This is a genomic window from Lysinibacillus sp. FW12 (assembly GCF_050817245.1).
Lineage (GTDB): Bacteria > Bacillota > Bacilli > Bacillales_A > Planococcaceae > Lysinibacillus > Lysinibacillus irui.
The window spans coordinates 3712055-3735171 of sequence record NZ_CP139094.1 but is presented as its reverse complement, the minus strand read 5'-3'; the positions used below and the strand labels follow the sequence as shown (position 1 = coordinate 3735171).

Genomic DNA, 23117 nt, shown 5'->3' with positions numbered 1-23117 from the left:
ATAAAGGAGGAGTACTTTTTGGAGAAAGTAATCGATATAGAAGATCGCATACCTACGCTAAAAAAGCGACGAAAAAAGCGTACAAATCGGAAATTTATAGTGCTAATATTACTTTTCTTTATTGTGTTAGCAGTACTCCTTTATTTTCAATCTCCATACAGTAACATCAAAAAGATAACCGTCAATGGTGCTAAGCTTGCGAATGAGGAATATTATGTGAAGGCGAGTACACTTACGCCTGGTAAATCAATGTGGGGTTTCAAAGTGGAAGATATTGAGAGGATTTTATTAAAGGATAAGTGGGTAAAAGAAGTACATGTTAAACGTAACTGGCTTCAAGGCGTAACGATTGACCTGAAGGAATGGAAAAAAGTTGCGTATTTAGCTGGGGACGGTACTTATTATCCTTTGCTAGAAAACGGCAAACGCTTTGAACAAACGGGAAATGATACGCCCATTGATGCACCAGTTTTTATCGGTATAACCGGTGAAAAAACAATTAATAAACTTGTTGAGCAACTAGCGCAATTAAAGCCAGAAGTTTTAGCTTTAATTTCCCAAGTTAACACGAATAGTAATGATGCAAATCCGAATGCAGTCAAACTTTATATGAATGATGGCTATGAAGTACGTGCTGTTATTCAAACGCTAGCGGAGAAGCTAAATTATTACCCTTCTATAGTAGCGCAAATTGCCAACTTAGAAAAAGGCGTGATTGATTTAGAGGTCGGTTCCTACTATCGTCCTTTTAACGAAGAGTACAACAAGATAGACATTGATATGGAAGCGAATGCAGATGGGGAATTGGTTAACCAGGAAGTGACGGAAGATGAACAACAAGAAGAATAGCAAAGGGAATTTTTTTACTAGAAAACAATTTGAATTACTAATTGTTTGTGTGACAACAGGATTTATTATCGGCTATTCCTACAACCAGGCAAAAGATAACCGGGAAGCAGGAGCGATTGATTCAGAGCTTTTTGAGCAAGAAGATTCCTATCGCGAGGAGTTAATAACACAACAAGAACGCAATAAAGAACTCACTGAAGAATTAAATACTTTACAAGAACAAATTAGAAAGTATGAAAAATCATTTGCTTCAAATGAAAAGGACTATAAAAAGCTTGTTGAGCAAGCAGAAGATTTACGGTTATTACTTGGCGAGTTAAAAAGTGAAGGGAAGGGAATCCGAATAACCCTTCAAGATGGTGACTATGATCCGAAATCTTTAAATCCAAATGACTATATTGTCCATGAAAGCCATGTTTTTAAGTTGATGAATGAACTGAAAATTTCAGGAGCCCAAGCTATTGCTATCAATGGACAACGTGTTATGGCCAATTCCTATATTCGCTGTAATGGTCCAGTTATAACAATTGATGGTACACAACATCCAGCTCCCTTTGTGATAGAAGCAGTAGGTGATTCAGAAACATTAATGGCCTCTTTAAATTTAAGTGGAGGGGTAGTGGATCAGTTATTAAATGACAATATTGTGGTGTCATTAGAGGAAAATCAAAAGCTTACAATGCCTAAAGTAAAAGTTGAAAGTTAGGGACAAGTCCTATATTCATGTTTAAAGTCTAATTTAGCCTCCAGGTATTTGTCGATTGTAGGTTGTATTGACAATTTAACATCGTATTCTGAGAGGCATAATACGATACGTCTAGGAGGGGCTATTTTGCAAAGAAATATGTACACCCGAATAACGTTCGTGCTATTTATTATCGGTTTGATGATAGCGGTACAATACAATACCATACAAAAACCAGCAGAGCGAGATACACGAGATATTTGGGCAATAAGAGAGGAATTAGCACTAGAAAAGCAAAGACATTCCGCATTACTGGCAGAAATTCGCTCACTTCATGAAGTAGTGGATCGCTATGAGCAATCTGAAAAAGTAAATCAGCAGGCAGCCTTAAATGAAACATTAAATCGTTTAAAGCTACAAGCTGGATTAACAGAAATTATGGGGCCCGGAGTCCGATTACGTGTAGAGCCGGCACCTGAATTAATTGAAATGGGTTATGAAATTAAAGAAATATCACCTGATTTGTTAACTCAATTATTAAATGCACTTTTTAAAAACGATGCTACTAGTGTCTCAATTGATGGCAATCGTGTTGTACAGACAACAGCCATTCGGGATATAAATGGTAAAACAACAGTGAACAGTATACCCCTGTCTTCACCGTCCTTTAAAATAGAAGTTGGGACAAGCGATTTTAAAGCAGCGCAAAAATTGTATAATTCACTACAAGCCTCAACGTTTATAGACTCGTTTTATTTAGATAATTTTAACTTAGTAATTGAAGAGCCAACTGAACAGTTACAAATTCCAGCATTTGATCAGCCGTTGACAAATGATTATTTAACAGAGGTAAAAAAAGGAGATTAATATATGTGGCTACCGTTTTTAGGTTTGATATTTGGACTTGCCCTTGGCTTGTTAACAAATATACAAATCCCCTCTATGTATGAAAATTATCTGTCAATAGCTGTTTTAGCAGCTTTAGATACATTATTTGGTGGTATCCGTGCTCAATTACAGCAAGTTTACGACGATAAAGTCTTTGTATCAGGATTCTTTTTTAATATAGTTCTAGCAGCAGGTTTAGCCTTCATTGGTGTGAATTTGGGGATAGATTTGTATTTGGCAGCCATTTTCGCTTTTGGAGTACGATTATTCCAAAATATTGCAATAATTAGGCGTATTCTACTAACTCGTATAGATGAGAAACGTCACAAACGAAAAAAAACTTCCATAGAATGAGAGAAAAATTGATCAAAATACTCGATTTGCTTAGACATTATGGGAAATTTACAATAGAATGAAAATAAGAGCATTTTTCAAGGAGGTGCAGCGAATTGAATCAGCAAGATTTATACATTTCACTTGATATTGGGTCCTCCTCTATCAAGGTATTAATAGGTGAAATGAGTGACGGACAATTACATGTAATTGGCGTCGGAAATGTAAAATCGAATGGAGTTCGAAAAGGTGCAATTGTTGACATTGACGCAACAGTACAATCTATTCGAAAAGCAGTAGAACAAGCCGAACGAATGACAGGTTATCAAATTCATGAAGTCGTTTTAGGCGTTCCAGCTAACCAGACGATGTTACAGCTAGTTAAAGGTGTTGTCGCTGTAAATAGTGAAAACAGAGAAATTACAGATGATGATTTAGACAGAGTGGTAGAATCTGCACAAGTCATGTCAATACCTCCTGAACGTGAATTAGTTAACATCATTCCAAGACAGTTTATTGTGGACAACCTTGATGAAATTAAAGATCCTCGTGGTATGATTGGCATCCGTCTAGAAATGGATGCAACAATGATAACGACATCCAAAACGCTTCTACACAATGTTCTTCGCTGTGTTGAGCGCGCTGGGTTAAGTATACGAGAAATATATTTACAACCATTAGCATCAGGCTATTTTGCATTAACTGAAGATGAAAAAAACCAAGGAACTGCCTTTATAGACTTAGGAGGCGGATCTACAACAATTGCAGTATTTGAAGAAGGTTTGTTAACCCATACAGGTGTCCTACCTGTCGGTGGTGATCATATAACGAAAGATATTTCAATCGTTTTAAAAACACCAACAGAACAAGCCGAACAAATCAAACACCAGTATGGACATGCCTTTTATGATGATGCATCTGATGACGAACTCTTTGAAGTGCCTATTGTTGGCACAGATTCTACAGATCAGTACAGTCAGCGCTATATATCGGAAATTATTGGCGCTCGTTTAGAAGAATTATTGGAGTTAGTTATTGATGAATTAGCGCGTTTAGGTGTACGAGATTTACCGGGTGGCGTTGTTATAACAGGTGGTGTTGCAAAGCTTGAGGGGATAGCCCAATTGGCACGTCAAATTCTACAAACGCGTGTAAGAATCTATACACCCGATTATATTGGCGTTAGAGAGCCTTCATTTGCGACGGCAGTTGGACTTATACGTTACGCCTATTTAGAAGATGATTTTTACGGTAAAAGTTCGAATACGCAACCTATTGAATATGCAGTTGTAGGGGCTCAGCCAACTATAAGTAAAAAGCAAGAGTATTCTGCACCTTCAGAACCAAAAGAAAGCGTAATCGGGAGAGCAAAAAAATTATTTGATAAGTTTTTTGATTAACTAGAATGCGTAATGAATGATACAGAGTCGAGTTACCGTGGGAGGAAAAAAGAGATGTTAGAATTTGATACAAGTGTTGATGAACTTGCAGTAATAAAGGTCATAGGTGTTGGTGGTGGCGGTAACAACGCTGTCAATCGAATGATAGAACATGGTGTGCAAGGTGTTGACTTTATCGCTGTTAACACGGATGCTCAAGCATTAAATTTATCTAAAGCGGAAGTAAAGCTACAAATTGGTGCTAAGTTAACACGTGGATTAGGCGCAGGTGCAAATCCAGAGGTAGGAAAAAAAGCTGCTGAAGAGAGTAGAGAACAACTAGAAGAGGTTCTACGTGGTGCAGATATGGTATTCGTTACTGCTGGTATGGGTGGTGGAACGGGTACTGGTGCAGCACCAGTCATTGCACAGATCGCACGTGAATTGGGAGCCCTTACAGTCGGAGTTGTAACACGTCCATTTACATTTGAGGGTCGTAAACGCCAAACACAGGCAATCGGTGGTATTGGTGGTATGAAAGAATCTGTGGATACACTGATTGTCATCCCGAACGATAAGCTATTACAAATTGTCGATAAATCAACGCCGATGTTAGAAGCCTTCAGAGAAGCTGATAATGTTCTACGTCAAGGTGTACAAGGTATTTCAGATTTGATTGCCACACCTGGTCTTATTAACTTAGACTTTGCAGACGTGAAAACAATTATGTCTAACAAAGGTTCAGCATTGATGGGGATTGGTATTGCTACAGGCGAAAACAGAGCTTCTGAAGCAGCAAAGAAAGCTATTTCAAGTCCATTGCTTGAATCATCAATCGATGGTGCTAAAGGCGTCCTAATGAACATCACTGGTGGTTCAAATCTTAGCTTATTTGAAGTGCAAGAGGCAGCAGATATCGTAGCCTCTGCGTCAGATGAAGAAGTAAACATGATTTTCGGTTCAGTTATTAATGAAAACCTTAAAGATGAAATTATTGTTACAGTCATTGCTACTGGCTTCTCAGAGGAAGCTTTACAGCAACAACGTAATACAACGAAGCCGTCACTTAACATAAACAGACAATCAGCTCCACAGCAACAAGCACCAATTCGTGAACAACGACAAGAAATGCATGTTCAACAAGAGCAGCCACGTCAAAATCAGCAGCATTATGCACAGGATGACATGCTCGAAGTCCCAGCATTTTTACGTAACCGCAAAAATCGAGGCTAAATCTATGACGTCTCGGCATCATTGGTTCCAGACTTTCGAGTTGGAGAATAGAACTTTTCTTTGTCCTTTGAAAAAGTCTACTTGATGCTTCTCTTTCGGTACAATTGCTGAAAATAAGATAAAACAAATAACTTCTAAAAAGCTCGTATTTTACATATGTAGAATACGAGCTTTTTATTTTGGCTGGCATGATGTTCAAATGTGTAAGGAAACCATGTTTTTTGTCAAAACATTTTTAGGAAATGATGCGATTGTTTGACAATATTTGTGGGAGTAACATGCTAACTTTGTATATAGGAGGCGGCTGTTATGTATGGAGAATGGCTGGTGCTCATTAATACGCTTTTTAATCTAGCGATACTCACGTTTACAGCAAGAGTCACAGGAGTCTTAGTGAAAAATTCAAGATTATTAATGAGTTCAATTTGTAGTAGTTTTGTAGCTGTCATTGGCGGTCAAATGCTGTGGACGACGATTCTTAGTTTTATATTGTTAATTGGTATAGCATTTCGCTTCAAGATTCGTAGCTTTCAAAAGCAAGGACCTATTGTGTTAACAGCAACGATCGTGATTGGTGGATTGTTAACAGCACTACAACCTTTTTTGAAAAATCTTTCTGTTACTCATTTTATTATGATTTGCTTTTTATTGGCAGTTTTAAATCTTATTGCATTTTATAAGCAATGGGGATTTGTCAAGTTAGAGCGCTTAAGTGGTCAGTTTGTATTTGATACAACTTTAAAAATTTTTGGAGCAACAATCCCGCTTTCCGCTTTTGTTGATACAGGTAATCAAGCGATTGAGCCATTATCAGGAAAGCCAGTTCATTTTGTCTCTTATACAGCATTGCGACCACACTTACCTTCAGCGTTTCGAAAATCATTAATAGAATGGCAAGAAACAGACCCATACGATGTATCTATGTTTTCTGAAGATTATCAGCGTTATATACGATTTATTCATGTCAATACGGTACAACAGCAATCAGTTGTCCTTGGTTTTCGCTTTGATGAATGGCATATAAAGGGGGAGCCTTCCCAAGTGAAAACGAATGAATACATCGTTTTAACCAAAAAAGCAAAAAATTTTCCACATAGCACAGCAGCAATTTTACATTTTTCAGCGCTTTCAAATAACTCATAGAGGGGGAGAACTATTGCTTCTTAGGCTACTTGCTAGCTTGAAAAAATTATGGAGTAAGTTTCGGAGTCGTGAAACGTACTATATAGGGGGAAATGATTCATTGCCAGTGCCATTAAGTCGAGAAGAAGAAGTTACAGTCATTGCATCCTTTATGAACGGTGATTTACGAGCTAGAGACACACTAATTGAACGTAATTTACGTCTTGTTGTTTATATAGCTAGACGTTTTGATAATACGGGAACGCCAATTGAAGATTTAATTAGCATTGGTTCCATTGGTTTAATAAAGGCGATCGAGACGTTCAATACAGATAAGAATATCAAACTTGCAACATACGCATCACGCTGCATTGAAAATGAAATTTTAATGCACTTACGAAAAACGAGTCGTATGAAGGGTGAAGTTTCACTAGATGAACCACTAAACTCTGATGCTGATGGAAATGAATTATTACTGTCCGATATTTTAGGAACAGAAGAGCATATTATTCTTGATAATGTAGAGAAGAAAATAGAACGACAGCATATGTTCCATGCCATTAATTTATTGGGTGCGCGAGAGCGTTATATTATGGAGTGTCGTTTTGGTCTCAATGGAAAAGTTGAAATGACACAAAAAGAAGTTGCCGATCATTTAGGCATATCGCAATCATATATTTCCCGTTTAGAAAAGAAAATTATTCAAGATTTACGTGAAAATTTAAATCAACCAATTTCGTAGAGAGGGAAATTTAACCTACCTAAAATTGGTCGCAGCTTTTGTGCATATTCTTGTTTCTCTCGGACAAACTGATGTCACGGTTTAGTCAGAGAATAACATCCGGAGGAATCGAATATGCGAACAAAAGTAGATCTTTGCGGCTTAGATACATCGACTTTGCCAATTTTAAAGCACGAGGAAATGAAGGAACTCTTCATCCGCTTACAAGCTGGAGAAACTGAGATTAGGGAAGAGCTTGTAATGTGCAATTTAAGGTTAGTGCTAAGTATTGTCGGTAGATTTGCCTATCGGGGTGAACAGGCAGATGATTTATTTCAAGTAGGCTGTATTGGCCTCATGAAAGCCATTGATCATTTTGATTTAAAGCATAATGTACGATTTTCGACATATGCTGTACCGATGATCATTGGAGAAATTCGTCGCCATCTGCGTGATCATCATGCATTACGTGTATCTCGCTCTCTAAGAGATATAGCTTATAAGGCAATGCAGGCAAAAGAGCAGTGGATAACCGATAATTTGCGAGAACCAACGATTGAAGAAATTGCTGAGATGATTGACATGAAAAAAGAAGATGTGTTATTTGCTTTAGATGCTATTCAAGATCCTGTTTCCTTGCAAGAGCCTATTTACTCAGACGGTGGAGACGCTGTTTATATGATGGATCAATTACGTGATGATGATGTATCAGAGGATCAATGGGTTGCCTACGTGTCGGTAAAGGAAAGCTTGCAAAAGCTAGATGAACGTCAGCAAATGATCGTTGCAAAACGTTTTTATTATGGGGAGACTCAAACAGAAATTGCTAAGGAACTAGGGATTTCTCAAGCACAAATTTCGCGTCTTGAAAAAAATGCGATTGAAACAATGCAAAAGGATTACAAATAAAAAAATGCGCATCGAATTATTCGGTGCGCATTTTATCTTCATTCAATGAACAAATGATACATAAAATAAGTGACAGCAAAGTTTGATGAAGGACATGAATGGAACGTACAAAAGTAATTGTTAGAGGAGGTATGTCATTGCGTTTTTCGATGTTACAGCAAAAAGAAGTCATTGAAGCAGGAAATGGACGATTTATAGGCTTTGTAATAGATGCCGAAGTATCAAAAGAAACGGGCTATGTGACAGCATTTTTAATTGCAGAGCCTCGTAAATATCTTGGTTTTTTTAAAGGGGAAGAGTCTGTTAGAAAAGTGTATATGAAAGATGTGCTTGTTGTTGGCAAGGACGTTATTTTAGTAAAAGCACTTTCCTAAGACATCTGTTTATAAAATTGAGATCATGTACGCTGACATAGGTCAGGCTATTCATTGATAAATCAAGCATTGCTTGTTACAATAAAAGAAACTATTGTTGTAAAGTTGGGAAAAACAGTGACAAAAATCTTAACAAATTTAAACAAACTACAGGATTTAATAGCAGCAGCAGAAAAAAAAGGCAATCGTCAGAGCAATCATGTTCAAATAATTGCGGTGACAAAAGAAGTTTCTGTTGAAAGAACGCAAGAAGCAATTGATGCCGGTCTCACTCATTTAGGAGAAAATAGACCCGATGGCTTACATCGTAAAATTACAGAAATTCAAGCTGATGTGTACTGGCATTATATCGGGTCACTTCAAACACGTAAAGTAAAACAAGTGATTAACAGCATTGATTTTTTACATTCATTAGATCGATTGAGCTTGGCGGAAGAAATTGAAAAAAGAGCAGAAAAACCTGTTAAATGCTTTGTACAAGTAAATGTTTCAGGAGAAGAATCTAAACATGGTTTAACCATCGAAGAAGTTTTACCTTTTGTAGAATCATTGAAAGAATTTACAAAGATTCAAGTTGTAGGTTTAATGACAATGGCACCAAATACGGAAGACGAAGAGCTAATTCGCTCCGTTTTCAAGCAATTAAAACAATGTCAACAGCAAATAGCCGAGCAAGGATTCGCACACGCACCTTGTACCGAGTTATCAATGGGCATGTCTAATGACTTTGAAATTGCGGTAGAGGAAGGGGCTACTTTTGTTCGAGTCGGAACGGCTCTTGTTGGAAATGAAAGAGGGGAACAGGATGAGCATGAAAAATAAAATTAAAAACTTCTTTTACCTTGAAGAAGAATTAGAAGAAGAAATCACGCAAGCTCCTATTCAGCAGCAACAACCCATACAACAACAGCAACCGATTCATTCAATAAAGCCTAAAAAAACAATTAAAGAACGGAAGGCATCTATTCATGAAATTGTGCCACAAAGTTCAGCAGCAACTTCTAACAACATTGTCAGTTTACAAGCAGCTATGAGCTCTAAGGGCGCAAAAGTAGTGTTAATAGAGCCTAGAGTTTATGCAGAAGCACAAGATATTGCAGAACATTTAAAAAATAAACGTGCAACAATCGTCAATTTACAACGTATTGAGCGGGAGCAAGGAAAACGCATTATTGATTTTTTAAGTGGAACAGTCTACGCCCTTGCTGGAGATATCCAGCGTATTGGTAAAGATATTTTCCTATGCACGCCAGATAATGTAGAAGTGACTGGTGAAATTACAAACTTTATTTTAGACGATAATTAATAGCGAGGATTGTAGTTTATATGACTTTTTTTATAATACTTGGTTATGTATCGTTAGCATTTAGGATTTATTCATTTATGCTAATTGCCTATATTTTAATGTCTTGGGTGCCTGCCGCTCAAAATTCAGCCATTGGTCGCATGCTTGAAAGAGTGTGTGAACCATATTTAGGGATATTCAGAAAGTTTATTCCGCCACTTGGAATGATAGATATTTCACCAATTGTGGCTATCTTTATGCTGAATTTTATTGAAAGAGGGCTTGTTATAGTCATTCAGAAAATATTTCTTATGTTCGTTTAGAAGTAAATCCTCACGTTTAGGTGGGGATTTTTTATTTATGGGGAATACTAGTTTTACTACGTTCATCCAACAAAGCAAATAGGAACTAGTGAAAGAGGAGACAACAAGATGGAACACTTAATCCAGCATTTTCGAAAAGATGAGCAGCCTTTTATTGAACAAGTGCTAAGCTGGCAGCGTGAGGTAGAGGATCGCTATGCACCTAAGTTGACCGATTTTCTTGACCCAAGGCAACGTTTTATTGTGTCATCGGTTATTGGACAGGACGACACTCTAAAGACAGCTTGTTCAGGGCTATTTGATGGAGCAGAGAGGCAGCGTATGCTCATTTTCCCTGCGTACTATGAAGCTACAGATGAAGACTTTCAACTGACAGCCTTTACCATCCAGTATCCGACTAAATTTATTCAACTGCGTCATCCAGATGTTTTAGGGGCATTGTTATCATTAGGCTTAAACCGTAGTAAATTCGGTGATATTCGTGTCAATGAGCAGCAGGTGCAATTCGTTGTCGCACAGGAGGTAGCGGATTATGTCCGTTTACATTTAACGGGTATTGGTAAAGTAAAGGTACATGTAGAATCCCTAAAGGAAGACGCCCCACTGCTTATCAATGAGGAAGAGTGGTTTGAGGAAGCACATACAGTTTCTTCGATGCGTTTAGATGTGATCATTGCGACGATTTTAAATGTGTCACGCCAAAAGGCACAAGCATTAATTACTGGAAAAAAAGTGCGTGTCAATTGGACGGAGCGGGATACTGTCGCTTTTGAATTACAAGAGGGTGATATTTTATCGATACGTGGAAGCGGTCGTGTCAAAATTATTATGACAGAAGGCCGTACAAAAAAGGATAAAATCCGTCTACAAATCGGTCGATTGGCCCAAAAAAGCTGAAAGTGAAGTAAATTTCATTAATTTTTACTGCTAAGTTGTCGGAACAATTGTATAATAGAAACTACGAATGTACATGTAAAGGAGAGAAGGATTGTATGCCATTATCACCTATTGATATACATAATAAGGAGTTTACAAAAGCCTTCAGAGGTTATGCTGAAGATGAAGTAAATGAATTTTTAGATCAGATTATTAAAGACTACGAAATTTTGCTTAGGGAAAAAAAGGAAGTCGATAAGCAATTAGAAATGGCATTAGAACAAGCGAGGCATTTTAACTCCTTAGAAGAAACTTTGCAGAAATCTATTGTAGTAGCGCAAGAAGCTGCAGATGAAGTGCGAAGAAATTCACAAAAAGAGGCTAAACTCATTTTGAAAGAAGCAGAGAAAAATGCTGATCGAATTGTCAATGAAGCTTTAACGAAAGCTCGTAAGGTAACGATTGAAATTGATGAGCTAAAAAAACAATCTAAGGTTTTCCGTAATCGTTTTAAGATGCTTGTAGAGGCACAGCTTGACTTACTGAATGCAGATGACTGGGATCATTTGCTACAATACGATATTGATTTAACTGAAATTCAGGCGTCTGTTGAGGAAGCACAGGAGTCCGAAGATATGTAACTTTTCTTTTACAATTGAAACTTGACGCGATTGTATGAATTTCATATACTTTGTAATAGTAATTATTTTGAACAGATACGCATAGAGGCAGAGACGAAGACAGTATTTGTTAGGCGTAGTGAAGCGATTTGGGGACAGTGCGAGCCCAAACATGCAACTAACATTGAACATCACTTCTGAGCTAAATAGCTGAAAAAAGTAAGTTATTTCGTGTTGCACGACGTTAACGTGCTTGAAAGAGGTAGTACAATAATTTTTGTGCTACAAGTAGGGTGGTACCGCGAGTAGAAGCTTCTCGTCCCTTAGTGGGATTGAGGGCTTTTTTTATTTGTTTGCGAATCGTTTTAGCTGAATTTGCCAATAACTGTCCTATGTGAAAAATGTCTATTATGCCTGTGGAAAATAAAGGAGGAATTTTAAATGGTTGAATACAAAGATACATTATTAATGCCAAAAACAGATTTTCCAATGCGCGGAAATCTTCCAGCAAATGAGCCAAAAATGCAAGATAAATGGAATGACATGGATATTAACAAATTACAAATGGAACGTACTGAAGGTCGTCCAGAGTTTGTCCTACATGATGGTCCTCCATATGCAAATGGTGATATCCACATCGGCCATGCATTAAATAAAGTATTGAAAGATATGATTACACGTCACCGCTCCATGACTGGCTACCATGTTAATTATATTCCTGGTTGGGATACGCATGGTTTACCAATTGAGCAAGCATTGACAAACAAAGGTGTAAAGCGTAAAGAAATGTCAGTAGCAGCATTCCGCCAACTTTGTGAAGAATATGCGTATGAACAAATTGACAATCAACGTACGCAATTCCGACGTCTAGGCATTCGCGGTGATTGGGAAAATCCATATATTACATTGAAACCTGAATTTGAAGCACGTCAAATTGAAGTGTTTGGTAAAATGGCGGAAAAAGGTTACATCTATAAAGGGTTAAAACCAGTTTATTGGTCTCCATCTTCTGAATCTGCTTTGGCAGAAGCTGAAATTGAATACAAGGATATCAAATCACCATCGATTTATGTAAGCTTTGCTATTAAGGATGCGAAAGGTGTTGTTCCAGCAGATGCTAAATTTATCATTTGGACAACAACTCCTTGGACATTACCAGCAAACTTAGGGATTTCTTTGAACCCTGAATTTATCTATGTAGTAGTTGCTGTGGCAACTAAAAAATTCATTATCGCTAAAGAATTATTAGAGTCAGTGGCAACTGCTCTTGAATGGGAAAACTATGAGGTTGTTCAAGAAGTAAAAGGGGATGCGCTAGATCGTATTGTAGCCCATCATCCATTCTATGATCGAGAATCTCTTGTGATGGTTGGAGATCATGTTACTGCAGATGCGGGTACAGGTTGTGTTCATACAGCGCCAGGACACGGGGAAGATGATTATCATATTAGTAAACAATATGGCTTAGGCATTCTTAGTCCTCTTGATAATAGTGGCTGCTATACAGAAGAAGCACCTGGTTTTGAAGGCGTATTTTATAATGATGCCAATAAACTAGTAACAGAAAAACTTAAAGAAGTGGATGCATTAGAAAGTCTTAGTTTCATTACACACTCTTATCCACATGACTGGCGTACAAAAAAACCAGTTATTTATCGTGCGACACCACAATGGTTTGCATCTGTTGAAGCATTCCGTGGTGAGTTACTTGAGGCTGTTAAAGCAACAACATTCACACCAGCTTGGGGAGAAACACGCCTTTATAATATGATTCGTGACCGTGGAGACTGGGTAATTTCACGTCAACGTGCTTGGGGCGTGCCAATTCCAATTTTCTACGCTGAAAATGGTGAACCAATTATTACACCTGAAACAATTAGCCATATTTCTGCTTTATTCCGTGAGCATGGATCAAATATTTGGTTCCAAAAAACAGCGAAAGAATTATTGCCAGAAGGCTTTACACATCCAGGTAGTCCGAACGGCGAATTTACAAAAGAAAATGATATTATGGACGTTTGGTTCGATTCAGGTTCATCTCACCAAGGTGTACTTGTTGAACGAGGCATGAAATATCCAGCTGATTTATATTTAGAAGGCTCTGACCAACACCGTGGTTGGTTTAACTCATCACTAATTACATCTGTAGCTATCAATGGTTACGCACCATACAAAGGACTTTTAACGCATGGTTTCGTTCTTGATGGTGAAGGACGTAAAATGAGTAAATCATTAGGAAATGTCATTATTCCACAAAAAGTAATGGATCAATATGGTGCAGATATTCTTCGACTTTGGGTTGCTTCTGTGGACTATACAGCTGATGTGCGTATTTCTATGGATATGTTAAAGCAAGTGTCAGAAGTGTACCGTAAAATTCGTAACACGTTCCGTTTCTTACACGGCAATATTGCTGATTTCGATCCAAAGAAAGATCGTGTAGCTTATGCAGAGCTTCGTGAAATGGATCAATACGTGTATATGCGCTTGCAAGATGTTTTAAAAGCTGTGCGTGCAGCCTACGATCGTTATGATTTCGCTGCTGTTTATCATGTAGTCAATAATTTTGTAGCTGTGGAGTTATCTTCATTCTATTTAGATATTGCGAAAGACGTAGTTTATATTGAAGGTCATGACAACAAAGACCGTCGAGCAATGCAAACAGTCATTTACGATACATTAATGACATTAGTTAAAATTATGACACCAATTATTCCTCATACAACAGACGAGATGTGGTCTTACCTCCACGCTCAAGGGGTTGTAGAGGAAGTGTCGGTTCAATTAACAGACTTCCCAGAGGTAGATGTTCAAGCGAACTTTGACAGTCTTCGTGAGAAATGGGAAAAAATTATTGATGTGCGTGACGATATTTTAAAAGCATTAGAGGAAGCGCGTAACGCTAAAACAATTGGTAAATCACTTGAAGCAAAAGTGACTGTCTATGCAAAAGAAGATGTTGTCGCATTATTGAATGATGCGAACATTGATTTTGCACAACTTTCTATCGTTTCAGCATTTGAGGTAGCTGCAATTGAAGAAGCGCCTGCAGAAGCTTTAGCACTTGAGCATGTTTCCATTGTTGTTGAGAAGGCTACAGGTGAGAAATGTGAGCGCTGCTGGTCAATTTCAGAAACAGTTGGAACAAATGAGGCACAACCAACAGTTTGCGCTCGCTGTGCAGAAGTTGTAGAAAAATATTACGCTTAAGTTTTCTTTTAATAACAAGAATCTGCATACAATGTAGATATAGGCAAGTCTCCTTTTAAGGGGGCTTGCTTTTTTTCATGAAGATTTAGCAGATTCTTTTAGCTGGAACTATTTAAATAAAATTTCTTTCGTATTGCGGTAGTCTGTTGGTGAGATCCCTACATATTTTTTAAAGGTTAGACTGTAATAATTAGGTGTGTTAAAGCCACAAGTGGAGGCGATTTTTTCTATGGTGTAGTCGTATTTACGTAAAAAGGGTAATGTTTTGATGATGCGAGTAAAGGCAACGTAGTCAACGAAATTTCGACCAGTCTCCTTTTTAAATAGTCTGCTAAAATGTGTGGAGCTAAAGTTTATATAGTTTGCCACATCACGAATGGTTAGTTGCTCGTCATAATGCTCTTCAATATAATGGATGGCTTTTTGAAGCTGCTCATGCTTTGTTAAATCCTCGTAATATCTTATATGAATGTTATCGATAGGTGGTTTTCTTCGTGCTTTTCGTGCTTGGCTATAGGACTCTTTCACTTGCATAGCGTCCTGAAATACACTACCAACCCCCATAAACAAATGAATGCAATAGTCCCTTTTCAGTGTTTCAATAACTTCTAAAAGACAGGCTTCTCCCTCTGACCAATGTTTGAATGAGTTGTACTCACTCGGAATTCGCATGAGAAGTAGTAAATAGCGTTCAAAATGTAAAAAGGACAAAGGTGCTTGATTTACGAAATTTTGACGGAAAATATTGGTGATGATACTGCTTGCATCTGCTTTCTTATCATCTCCATCGATATAGCCTTGAATTAAAAACACAATATTAGGAATACAGTTTGATGATAGAAAGGATGAAGATTGGATAATTTCTTGTTCATTGTCGACTTCACCCCGTATTAAACGCTTTAAAAATGCTTCTCGGAACGGTGAGGTATGATGTTGGGACACTTGTTGTGATAGCTCAAGCAGTGTGAGTGAACTAGCCTTTTTTTCCTGATAGGCTGTATACAGCTTCTTTACAATTCGTAAAAATTTTGATTTTTGTAATGGTTTTATGAGAAGTGCAGGTAAAACTAATTCAATGGCTATACCAGTTGAGTAGGTAAGGTGTTCTGTAACAACCGGGACAATTATACTGTTAGGATAATTTCTTTTTAATCGATTAATCTTTACCCAATCAAATAACCGATTGACTTCATAGACAATAATGGCCTCATCTTCTGGCTTTGATACTTTACTTTCCTCAAAAGCGTTTGGTAAAACCTCTTGTAACCATTCACTCATTTGTTGCTTGTCAAATGAGCTTTCCATATACCATACCACCTTTAAAATGCTACCATCCTCCTGTGAATTGAAAAGATAGAAATATTTTAACTTAAAATAGCAATTTTTTGTACTAATACAGCAATATTTTATATCTATATTGTAGTTGAAATAGAATAAAATAATTGTAGTAAATAATAATTTGAAATTTCAGATAATTATTTGCTGACAAGAAAAAGGGGGAGTTGGCTTATGGCGGAAGTTGGAAGTCATGATTATGACTACGTGGAGGCAGGAACTATTGATGTGAAAGATTTGCCTCCTCTTGATGCGACAACAAACAAAATTATGAAAGATGAATTTACAACAGGTTTAGGTTTATCGGTATTTTACTTTATTTTGATTTTTAGTATCCCTGTTATGAATTGGTTTGCTCCAGAGTTTGCATTTAAGAAAATTTGGGGTGGAATGACAGTTACATGGTTTGTAACAACGATTGTGATGATGGCGATGGCATTTATTATTGCCTATGTGCATACAGCCTTGTACGAAAAGCGCCTAAAAAAATATGATTTAGCAAATAAGTAGTTGGAACAAAGGGGGAAATGTTGAATGATAGAAGCGCTATTAGAACCAAAGATGTTAATGACCATTGCTTTAATGGGAACGATTGTATACATTACGTATTTAACTAAGAGAAATGCAACAGCATCGGATTTCTTTGTAGGAGGACGAAGCTTTGGATGGTTTACAAATGGTTCTGCGATTGGTGGGGATTATTTAAGTGCAGCAACATTCCTTGGGATCGCTGGTTTAACATTTCAACTAGGCTATGATGGGGCTTATTATGCTTTTTGTTTCTCTATTGGGTTAACATTATTAGCTATTTTTGTAGCCGGTCCGTTAAGACGTTTTGGTGCATTTACAGTTGCTGATTTTTTAGGTTATCGTTTTCATAGTAGACGAGCTCGCCTAGTAGCAGTTGCGGTCGTTTTAGCTATCTCGGGCTTTTATGCAGCTCCCCAATTATTAGGTGCGGCTCAAATTTTAAGTATGTTTTTTGGTACTTCCTATGAATTCGGCATTATCTTTACTTGTATTGTGATGGTTTTTTATGTAGGGATTGGAGGAATGAAAGGAACAACCATCAATCAAGCTTTAGAGCTTTGGATTCGTCTTGGAGCATTTATTGTCATGTTAATAGCTGCGGTTTATAGTGGCTTACATTATGATAAAATTCTCGCAGCTATTAATTCCTTTAGTGGACCTATCACTGGTACTTCACCGTATGCTTTGGATGGTAGTGATGTCAATTTTGATGGGGGTGCTTGGACAGGCACAGGCTTCTATTTCCCAACGTTTTGGCAAACTATTAGTATGACGATTGGTTTAGCGTTAGGAACGATTGGACTGCCTCATATATTATTGCGTTTTTATACAAATCCTAGTGCGAAAGCAGCACGTAAATCTGCACTGATGGCTATCGGTATTGCCAGCGTATTCTTCTTATTAGCTGTTTATCTAGGTGTTGTAGGTCGCTCCATTTTCATTTCTGGAACAGCTAGTGAGGAGGTAATGCGTGATTTAGTATTAGGTGGAAATAATATGGTGATTCCTACTACGGCACTTGCATTAGGAGGAAAATGGTTACTTGGTTTAGTTATTGCAGGAGCGTTTGCAGCCATATTCTCCAACCTTTCAGGGCTGTTTATCACGAGCTCAGGTGCGCTAGCTCATGATTTATATGCCAACATTATGAAAAAGGACATTACACAAAAGCAACGTGTTGTTGCTGGAAAAGTAGCTATATTATTATTAGGCATTTTATATGGAGCACTGGGATTACTTGTGAAAGATGCATCTATTGGACATTTAGTTGCACTTGCCTTTACTGTCGCAGCAAGTACATTCACACCCATATTTATTTTAGGTATTTGGTGGAGAGGCATGACAGAGAAGGGAGCTATTGCGGGTTTACTAATTGGTCTTGCCGTGTCCATGTGGATGATCTTTTTACCAGGAACATTACCAAGCTTCTTACAGTTTAAAATTCCAGGTATCGTGACAGTGCCTGTTGGTTTCTTATCAGTTATCATTGTGTCATTATTAGATCGTAAAGTTCCTGCTGATGTGAATGATTTCATGAAGCGGGTACATGCAAAAGAATCGGAAACGGTATAACATACAAAATCATAGCTATTTCTATTGCTTGAAAAAGTGATAGGAATAGCTTTTTATATTCTTGAAGCACATTGGGAATCCGCCATATTTTGATGTGATATTAGTTATTGTCATTGGTGCTGTTATGGTAGAATAGGTAAGATGTTGAGTGAACGGAGGAATGTCTGTGTATAAATATTATGGATTGGCCGCCTTTGTCGTTTTATTGGATCAATGGACAAAATGGCTAATTGTAAAAAATATGGAGTATGGTGAACGTATTGCTGTGTTGGACCCATGGTTTGGCATTTTATCTCATCGTAATAAAGGGGCAGCATGGGGGATGTTAGAAGGGCAAATGTGGTTGTTTAGCATTGTCACAGTTGCTGTTATCTGTGCCATTCTCTATTTTTATCATAAAGAAGCAAAAGGTAAGCCTGTTTTTCAAGTAGGCTTAATGCTCTTACTCGGTGGAGCGGTAGGGAATTTTATTGATCGACTATTTAGGGGTGAAGTGGTCGATTTTGTAGATGTTTTAATACCAATTATAAATTATGATTTCCCTATATTTAATGTAGCGGATGCTGCCTTAACCATAGCAGTTGTCGTACTGATGATTGGTTTGATTATGGAAGATAAAAAAGAGAAGAGACAGGTGAAACAATGACGCAAGTAACTTATACAATCGAAGAACAACAGCAGGGAGAGCGTATTGATAAGGCACTTTCAAGCTTACAAACCGAGTGGTCACGTACACAAATCGGTAACTGGATTAGTGAAGGGATCATTCAAGTGAATGGCGAAGCTGTAAAAGCAAAATATAAGGTTAAAGCTGGTGACATCATTGCTATTGATGTTCCGGAAGTTGAAGAATTGGATGTTGTCGCAGAAAACTTAGATTTGGATATTGTTTATGAGGATGCAGATGTCCTTGTAGTGAATAAACCAAAGGGTATGGTGGTACATCCAGCGCCAGGTCATATGACAGGTACTTTAGTGAATGGGTTAATGTATCATTGTAAGGATTTATCGGGTATTAATGGTGTGCTTCGACCTGGTATTGTCCATCGTATTGATAAAGATACATCAGGCTTATTAATGGTTGCTAAAAATGATACGGCACATGAATCATTAGTCAATCAGTTGGTCAATAAAACGGTTACCCGTAAATATATTGCACTTGTACATGGACATATTGCACATGATAAGGGAACAATTGACGCGCCAATTGGTCGTGATCAAAAGGGCCGTCAAAAACAGGCAGTAGTCGATAATGGTAAACACGCTGTTACACACTTCCAAGTTGTGGAGCGTTTTGGTGACTATACACTGGTGGAATGTCGTTTAGAAACAGGACGTACACACCAAATCCGTGTGCATATGAATTATATCGGCTTCCCACTTGTTGGAGATCCGAAATATGGACCAAAAAAGACAATCGACTTTGGTGGACAAGTTTTACATGCAGCCACATTAGGATTCGATCATCCTTCATCAGGTGAATATTTGGAGTTTGAAGTACCACTTCCAGCTGATTATGAGCAATTATTAAAGGATTTACGAAATAGGCATTGACGGATACGAAAAGAAAGTCTATACTAACGACAGTGAATGAACAACTTAACTAAATATTCACCTTTAATAGCAGTCCAGAGAGGCTGAGAAGGTACATGTGATCAAATAGTGTTGTAGAAATTTGTGCTGCAAATTTTTCAACGCGCTTTTTCAACACGTATACAACCCTCTCAGGCTATTCGCCTCGAGAGGTTTTTTTATGGACACATGGCAACACTAAATTGGAGAGAGGAGGAAACGAATATGGCACAAAATGAATTATTAGATAGCCCATCAATGGCTCGAGCATTAACACGTATTGCCCATGAAATTATTGAACGTAACAAAGGAATCGACGAATGTATTTTAGTTGGCATTAAAACACGAGGTGCCTTTCTAGCCAGACGTTTGGCACAACGAATTGAAAAAATTGAAGGGAAACCAATTCGTACAGGGGAACTGGATATTACCCTTTACCGAGATGATTTAACAACAAAACATGAAAATGAACAAGCACATGTAGAACAAGTTGATATCGAGTATGTAGTGAAAAATCAAAAAATCATTTTAGTAGATGATGTACTTTATACAGGACGAACTGTACGTGCTGCACTGGATGCCGTTATGGATTTAGGGAGACCTGCTCAAATTCAACTAGCCGTTCTAGTGGATAGAGGACATCGTGAGTTACCAATAAGAGCAGATTATGTAGGAAAAAATGTTCCAACTTCTGGCTCTGAGCGCATCATCGTCAATTTACAAGAAGTAGATGGAGATGATTGCGTCATTATTTACAAAGAAGACGAACAATAAAGTGAGGAAACATTATGTCAAACGCAGTTTTAGATATAAAGGATAAACCGACCCCACTCCAACTAGTGACATTAAGTTTCCAACATATGTTTGCCATGTTTGGATCAACCATCTTAGTGCCACAGCTAGTAGGTCTTAGTCCAGCAATTGCGCTATTAACGAGCGGGATTGCGACATTATTCTTCTTATTAATTACGAAATTTCAGGTACCAGCCTATTTAGGATCGTCCTTCGCCTTTATTGCGCCTATTTTACTTGCAGCAGGTGGTTTAAATGAGGATGGCTCCAGTGTCAATCCAGGACATGCCATGATTGGTGCAATGGCAGTCGGGATTACTTACGGGATTGTGTCCTTGATCATATGGAAAAGTGGCTATAAGTGGATTATGAAAATTTTGCCGCCAATCGTGGTTGGACCTGTGATTATGGTTATTGGTTTAGGTCTATCGGGTACGGCTGTGAATATGGCTATGAACGTTGACGGTGAGTATAGCTTTTTACACTTCTCAGCAGCTTTAGTCACAGTATTTACAGCCATTATTTTTACGATTTTCTTTAAAGGGATTTTAAGTACAATGCCCATTTTAATGGGTTTAATCGTAGGATACATTTATTCTATGATTGTTGACATAGTAGATTATACACCGATTGCCAATGCAAAATTTTTCGCCATGCCTGATTTTTTAATCCCAGGTGTGCATTATGAATTTGAAATTACATCAAAGATTTTACTTATCATGGTACCAATTGTCATTGTAACAATCTCTGAACATATTGGTCACCAACTAGTGTTAGGAAAAGTAGTAGAGCGAGATTATATTAAAGAGCCAGGGTTACACCGTTCTTTATTAGGCGACGGACTTGGAACATTTGTCAGTGCTTTAATCGGCGGTCCTCCAAAAACAACATACGGCGAAAATATTGGTGTACTAGCCATTACTCGTGTGTACAGTATCTATGTTATTGCAGGTGCAGCTGTGGTTGCCATTTTACTATCATTCTTCGGGAAAGCAATGGCAGTAATTGCAACTATACCAACTGCAGTTCTTGGTGGAGTTTCAATTTTACTCTTCGGTATTATCGCAGCAAGTGGCTTACGCATGCTAGTAGATAATCATATTGATTTTGGTAATAGCCGTAACTTAGTAATTGCTTCAGTAATTTTAGTTATAGGTATTGGCGGTGCAAAATTCGTCATTACAGAATCTTTAAGTATAGAGGGTATGGCACTTGCAGCGATTATCGGTGTGCTGCTGAATGCTATTCTACCAGGAAAGAAAGAAGCAGAAATACCCGTACCTTACAATCAAAATAAAAATTCATAGTAGTACCTTTTAATGAATTGTCCAGAGAGGCAAAGAAAGGGAAGTTGTGGACAGGCTGAAGTAGGATAAATCTCCTGCTGTAGTTTGTCACGCCTCCTTATGCCTCGTTGATGACATCAACGGGGCTTTTTTATCTTCATTCATCCCACATTGAAAGCAGCTATGAATGAAAATAAAGCCTTAGGCAGTTGTCACGGAGTTTGAAAGGAATGAATTGTGCAACCCTCATTCAAAATCCGGACGCAATGACGCCAAGGCGAAATTGACTTTAGGAACGTCATACATAGACGTTCATGACACACACCTTATGGAGGTCACATGATGAAGAACTTATTATCGATGGAACATTTAACAACAGAAGAGATTAATCAAATCCTAGATCTTGCACAAGCGTTTGAAAATGGTGAAACATCATCGTTATCTCGCCGGTACAACGTTGCCAACTTATTTTTTGAACCTAGTACACGAACAAAAACAAGCTTCGAAATGGCAGAGTACAAAATTGGCTGCAATATCATCCCTTTCGATGCAGGTTTCTCTAGTGTTACCAAAGGGGAAACAATGTACGATACAGTCAAAACATTAGAAATGATAGGTATAGATGCAGTTGTCATTCGAGCGTCAGAGGATGAATATTACAATGACCTACTAGAAGGCCTGCATGTAGCAGTGATTAATGCAGGGGACGGTGCTGGGCAGCATCCCTCACAATCATTATTAGACCTTTATACAATCAAAAAAGAGTTTGGATATTTTGAGGGATTGACTGTCACGATAGTTGGAGATATCTCACATAGCCGGGTAGCGAAATCAAATGCAACAGCATTACAAAACTTAGGGGCAAATGTTCACTTCCTATGTCCAGAAGAATGGTCTGGTGGTTTTGAAGCACACCATTCATGGGATAATTTAATCGAAATAAGTGATGTCATTATGTTATTACGGGTACAACATGAACGTCATAAGGAGAATTGTAGCTTCTCCAAAGAAAGTTACCATCAAGAGTTTGGTTTAACGATCGAGCGTGAAAGACAAATGAAAGATTCAGCAATTATTATGCATCCAGCACCAGTTAATCGGGATGTTGAAATCGCTTCTGAATTAGTAGAGTGTGAACGATCACGGATATTTGAACAAGTTCGAAACGGCGTTTACACACGAATGGCCATTATGGAAACTATTTTAAAGGGGAGAGAATAAT

The 23117-nt window shown here is 37.8% G+C and carries 24 protein-coding genes and 1 other annotated feature; of the genes, 23 read left to right on the top strand and 1 reads right to left on the bottom strand.

Features of this window, described 5'->3' with window-relative positions; genetic code table 11:
• Positions 1–18: 18 nt before the first annotated feature.
• The 16 genes from SJW71_RS19295 to ileS all read left to right on the top strand — a co-directional run bounded on the left by SJW71_RS19295 (position 19) and on the right by ileS (position 14807).
• The gene (locus SJW71_RS19295) at positions 19–849 is read left to right on the top strand and encodes a cell division protein FtsQ/DivIB (protein ID WP_274795866.1); all 831 of its coding nucleotides are present in this window, start codon (positions 19–21) and stop codon (positions 847–849) included.
• A complete protein-coding gene (locus SJW71_RS19290) occupies positions 830–1555 on the top strand; it encodes a DUF881 domain-containing protein (RefSeq protein ID WP_274795867.1) in 726 nt (241 codons plus the stop codon). The genes SJW71_RS19295 and SJW71_RS19290 overlap by 20 nt, the downstream gene beginning before the upstream one ends.
• 126 nt (positions 1556–1681) lie before the next feature.
• Positions 1682–2401: a DUF881 domain-containing protein gene (locus SJW71_RS19285; protein WP_431811350.1), complete on the top strand. Its 720-nt coding sequence runs from the start codon at positions 1682–1684 to the stop codon at positions 2399–2401.
• A 3-nt stretch (positions 2402–2404) separates the two neighbouring features.
• Complete coding sequence (locus SJW71_RS19280) at positions 2405–2776, top strand: small basic family protein (protein ID WP_274795869.1); 372 nt, start codon at positions 2405–2407, stop codon at positions 2774–2776.
• Between the two features lie 95 nt (positions 2777–2871).
• On the top strand, positions 2872–4155 hold the full coding sequence (gene ftsA / locus SJW71_RS19275) for a cell division protein FtsA (protein ID WP_274795870.1): 1284 nt from the start codon (positions 2872–2874) through the stop codon (positions 4153–4155).
• A 54-nt stretch (positions 4156–4209) separates the two neighbouring features.
• Entirely contained in the window at positions 4210–5367 is a 1158-nt protein-coding gene (gene ftsZ / locus SJW71_RS19270) for a cell division protein FtsZ (protein WP_274795871.1), read from the top strand.
• Positions 5368–5676: 309 nt separating this feature from the next.
• Positions 5677–6510, top strand: coding sequence for a sigma-E processing peptidase SpoIIGA (locus SJW71_RS19265; protein WP_274795872.1), 834 nt, complete (start codon positions 5677–5679; stop codon positions 6508–6510).
• A 13-nt stretch (positions 6511–6523) separates the two neighbouring features.
• Positions 6524–7231 carry an RNA polymerase sporulation sigma factor SigE gene (gene sigE / locus SJW71_RS19260; protein WP_009373518.1) on the top strand — a complete coding sequence of 236 codons (708 nt, stop codon included), beginning with the start codon at positions 6524–6526 and terminating at the stop codon, positions 7229–7231.
• Positions 7232–7345: 114 nt separating this feature from the next.
• A complete protein-coding gene (sigG, locus tag SJW71_RS19255; RefSeq protein WP_004227313.1) occupies positions 7346–8119 on the top strand; it encodes an RNA polymerase sporulation sigma factor SigG in 774 nt (257 codons plus the stop codon).
• A gap of 131 nt (positions 8120–8250) precedes the next feature.
• Positions 8251–8493, top strand: coding sequence for a PRC-barrel domain-containing protein (locus SJW71_RS19250; RefSeq protein WP_225340754.1), 243 nt, complete (start codon positions 8251–8253; stop codon positions 8491–8493).
• Between the two features lie 117 nt (positions 8494–8610).
• Positions 8611–9315 carry a YggS family pyridoxal phosphate-dependent enzyme gene (locus SJW71_RS19245; protein ID WP_431811349.1) on the top strand — a complete coding sequence of 235 codons (705 nt, stop codon included), beginning with the start codon at positions 8611–8613 and terminating at the stop codon, positions 9313–9315.
• Positions 9299–9799 carry a cell division protein SepF gene (locus SJW71_RS19240; protein ID WP_431811348.1) on the top strand — a complete coding sequence of 167 codons (501 nt, stop codon included), beginning with the start codon at positions 9299–9301 and terminating at the stop codon, positions 9797–9799. Before SJW71_RS19245 ends, SJW71_RS19240 begins: the two co-directional genes overlap by 17 nt.
• Positions 9800–9819: 20 nt before the next feature.
• A complete protein-coding gene (locus tag SJW71_RS19235; protein ID WP_274795876.1) occupies positions 9820–10101 on the top strand; it encodes a YggT family protein in 282 nt (93 codons plus the stop codon).
• A gap of 108 nt (positions 10102–10209) precedes the next feature.
• Positions 10210–10998: an RNA-binding protein gene (locus SJW71_RS19230; RefSeq protein WP_274795877.1), complete on the top strand. Its 789-nt coding sequence runs from the start codon at positions 10210–10212 to the stop codon at positions 10996–10998.
• Positions 10999–11093: 95 nt separating this feature from the next.
• Positions 11094–11618 carry a DivIVA domain-containing protein gene (locus tag SJW71_RS19225; RefSeq protein WP_322604663.1) on the top strand — a complete coding sequence of 175 codons (525 nt, stop codon included), beginning with the start codon at positions 11094–11096 and terminating at the stop codon, positions 11616–11618.
• A gap of 81 nt (positions 11619–11699) precedes the next feature.
• Positions 11700–11924 (top strand) — a binding site (T-box leader).
• 114 nt (positions 11925–12038) lie between these two features.
• Positions 12039–14807 carry an isoleucine--tRNA ligase gene (gene ileS, locus SJW71_RS19220; RefSeq protein WP_431811347.1) on the top strand — a complete coding sequence of 923 codons (2769 nt, stop codon included), beginning with the start codon at positions 12039–12041 and terminating at the stop codon, positions 14805–14807.
• A gap of 108 nt (positions 14808–14915) precedes the next feature.
• On the opposite strand, the gene SJW71_RS19215 is transcribed toward ileS, so the two are convergent.
• Positions 14916–16112: an AraC family transcriptional regulator gene (locus tag SJW71_RS19215; protein ID WP_274795880.1), complete on the bottom strand. Its 1197-nt coding sequence runs from the start codon at positions 16110–16112 to the stop codon at positions 14916–14918.
• A 204-nt stretch (positions 16113–16316) separates the two neighbouring features.
• On the opposite strand from SJW71_RS19215, the gene SJW71_RS19210 reads away from it, so the two are divergent.
• The 7 genes from SJW71_RS19210 (at position 16317) to SJW71_RS19180 (ending at position 23116) form a co-directional block, all read left to right on the top strand.
• Complete coding sequence (locus SJW71_RS19210; protein ID WP_274795881.1) at positions 16317–16652, top strand: hypothetical protein; 336 nt, start codon at positions 16317–16319, stop codon at positions 16650–16652.
• A gap of 24 nt (positions 16653–16676) precedes the next feature.
• Positions 16677–18245: a cation acetate symporter gene (locus tag SJW71_RS19205; protein ID WP_274795882.1), complete on the top strand. Its 1569-nt coding sequence runs from the start codon at positions 16677–16679 to the stop codon at positions 18243–18245.
• 166 nt (positions 18246–18411) lie between these two features.
• Entirely contained in the window at positions 18412–18891 is a 480-nt protein-coding gene (gene lspA / locus SJW71_RS19200; protein WP_274795883.1) for a signal peptidase II, read from the top strand.
• Complete coding sequence (locus tag SJW71_RS19195) at positions 18888–19799, top strand: RluA family pseudouridine synthase (protein ID WP_431811346.1); 912 nt, start codon at positions 18888–18890, stop codon at positions 19797–19799. The genes lspA and SJW71_RS19195 overlap by 4 nt, the downstream gene beginning before the upstream one ends.
• A 207-nt stretch (positions 19800–20006) precedes the next feature.
• The gene (pyrR, locus tag SJW71_RS19190; RefSeq protein WP_274795885.1) at positions 20007–20591 is read left to right on the top strand and encodes a bifunctional pyr operon transcriptional regulator/uracil phosphoribosyltransferase PyrR; all 585 of its coding nucleotides are present in this window, start codon (positions 20007–20009) and stop codon (positions 20589–20591) included.
• A gap of 14 nt (positions 20592–20605) precedes the next feature.
• Positions 20606–21916, top strand: a complete 1311-nt coding sequence (locus SJW71_RS19185) for a uracil-xanthine permease family protein (protein ID WP_274795886.1) — start codon at positions 20606–20608, stop codon at positions 21914–21916.
• Positions 21917–22237: 321 nt separating this feature from the next.
• Entirely contained in the window at positions 22238–23116 is an 879-nt protein-coding gene (locus tag SJW71_RS19180; protein ID WP_274797275.1) for an aspartate carbamoyltransferase catalytic subunit, read from the top strand.
• The last annotated feature ends 1 nt before the right edge of the window (position 23117 follow it).

What these genes read in the sequence shown, in the direction of transcription:
- SJW71_RS19290 (WP_274795867.1), top strand. Translation starts at nt 830, where the DNA reads ATGAACAACAAGAAGAATAGCAAAGGGAATTTTTTTACTAGAAAACAA.
- SJW71_RS19280 (WP_274795869.1), top strand. Translation starts at nt 2,405, where the DNA reads ATGTGGCTACCGTTTTTAGGTTTGATATTTGGACTTGCCCTTGGCTTG.
- ftsZ (WP_274795871.1), top strand. Translation starts at nt 4,210, where the DNA reads ATGTTAGAATTTGATACAAGTGTTGATGAACTTGCAGTAATAAAGGTC.
- SJW71_RS19265 (WP_274795872.1), top strand. Translation starts at nt 5,677, where the DNA reads ATGTATGGAGAATGGCTGGTGCTCATTAATACGCTTTTTAATCTAGCG.
- sigG (WP_004227313.1), top strand. Translation starts at nt 7,346, where the DNA reads ATGCGAACAAAAGTAGATCTTTGCGGCTTAGATACATCGACTTTGCCA.
- SJW71_RS19250 (WP_225340754.1), top strand. Translation starts at nt 8,251, where the DNA reads ATGTCATTGCGTTTTTCGATGTTACAGCAAAAAGAAGTCATTGAAGCA.
- SJW71_RS19240 (WP_431811348.1), top strand. Translation starts at nt 9,299, where the DNA reads ATGAGCATGAAAAATAAAATTAAAAACTTCTTTTACCTTGAAGAAGAA.
- SJW71_RS19235 (WP_274795876.1), top strand. Translation starts at nt 9,820, where the DNA reads ATGACTTTTTTTATAATACTTGGTTATGTATCGTTAGCATTTAGGATT.
- SJW71_RS19230 (WP_274795877.1), top strand. Translation starts at nt 10,210, where the DNA reads ATGGAACACTTAATCCAGCATTTTCGAAAAGATGAGCAGCCTTTTATT.
- SJW71_RS19225 (WP_322604663.1), top strand. Translation starts at nt 11,094, where the DNA reads ATGCCATTATCACCTATTGATATACATAATAAGGAGTTTACAAAAGCC.
- ileS (WP_431811347.1), top strand. Translation starts at nt 12,039, where the DNA reads ATGGTTGAATACAAAGATACATTATTAATGCCAAAAACAGATTTTCCA.
- SJW71_RS19215 (WP_274795880.1), bottom strand. Translation starts at nt 16,112, where the DNA reads ATGGAAAGCTCATTTGACAAGCAACAAATGAGTGAATGGTTACAAGAG.
- SJW71_RS19210 (WP_274795881.1), top strand. Translation starts at nt 16,317, where the DNA reads ATGGCGGAAGTTGGAAGTCATGATTATGACTACGTGGAGGCAGGAACT.
- SJW71_RS19205 (WP_274795882.1), top strand. Translation starts at nt 16,677, where the DNA reads ATGATAGAAGCGCTATTAGAACCAAAGATGTTAATGACCATTGCTTTA.
- SJW71_RS19195 (WP_431811346.1), top strand. Translation starts at nt 18,888, where the DNA reads ATGACGCAAGTAACTTATACAATCGAAGAACAACAGCAGGGAGAGCGT.
- pyrR (WP_274795885.1), top strand. Translation starts at nt 20,007, where the DNA reads ATGGCAACACTAAATTGGAGAGAGGAGGAAACGAATATGGCACAAAAT.
- SJW71_RS19185 (WP_274795886.1), top strand. Translation starts at nt 20,606, where the DNA reads ATGTCAAACGCAGTTTTAGATATAAAGGATAAACCGACCCCACTCCAA.
- SJW71_RS19180 (WP_274797275.1), top strand. Translation starts at nt 22,238, where the DNA reads ATGAAGAACTTATTATCGATGGAACATTTAACAACAGAAGAGATTAAT.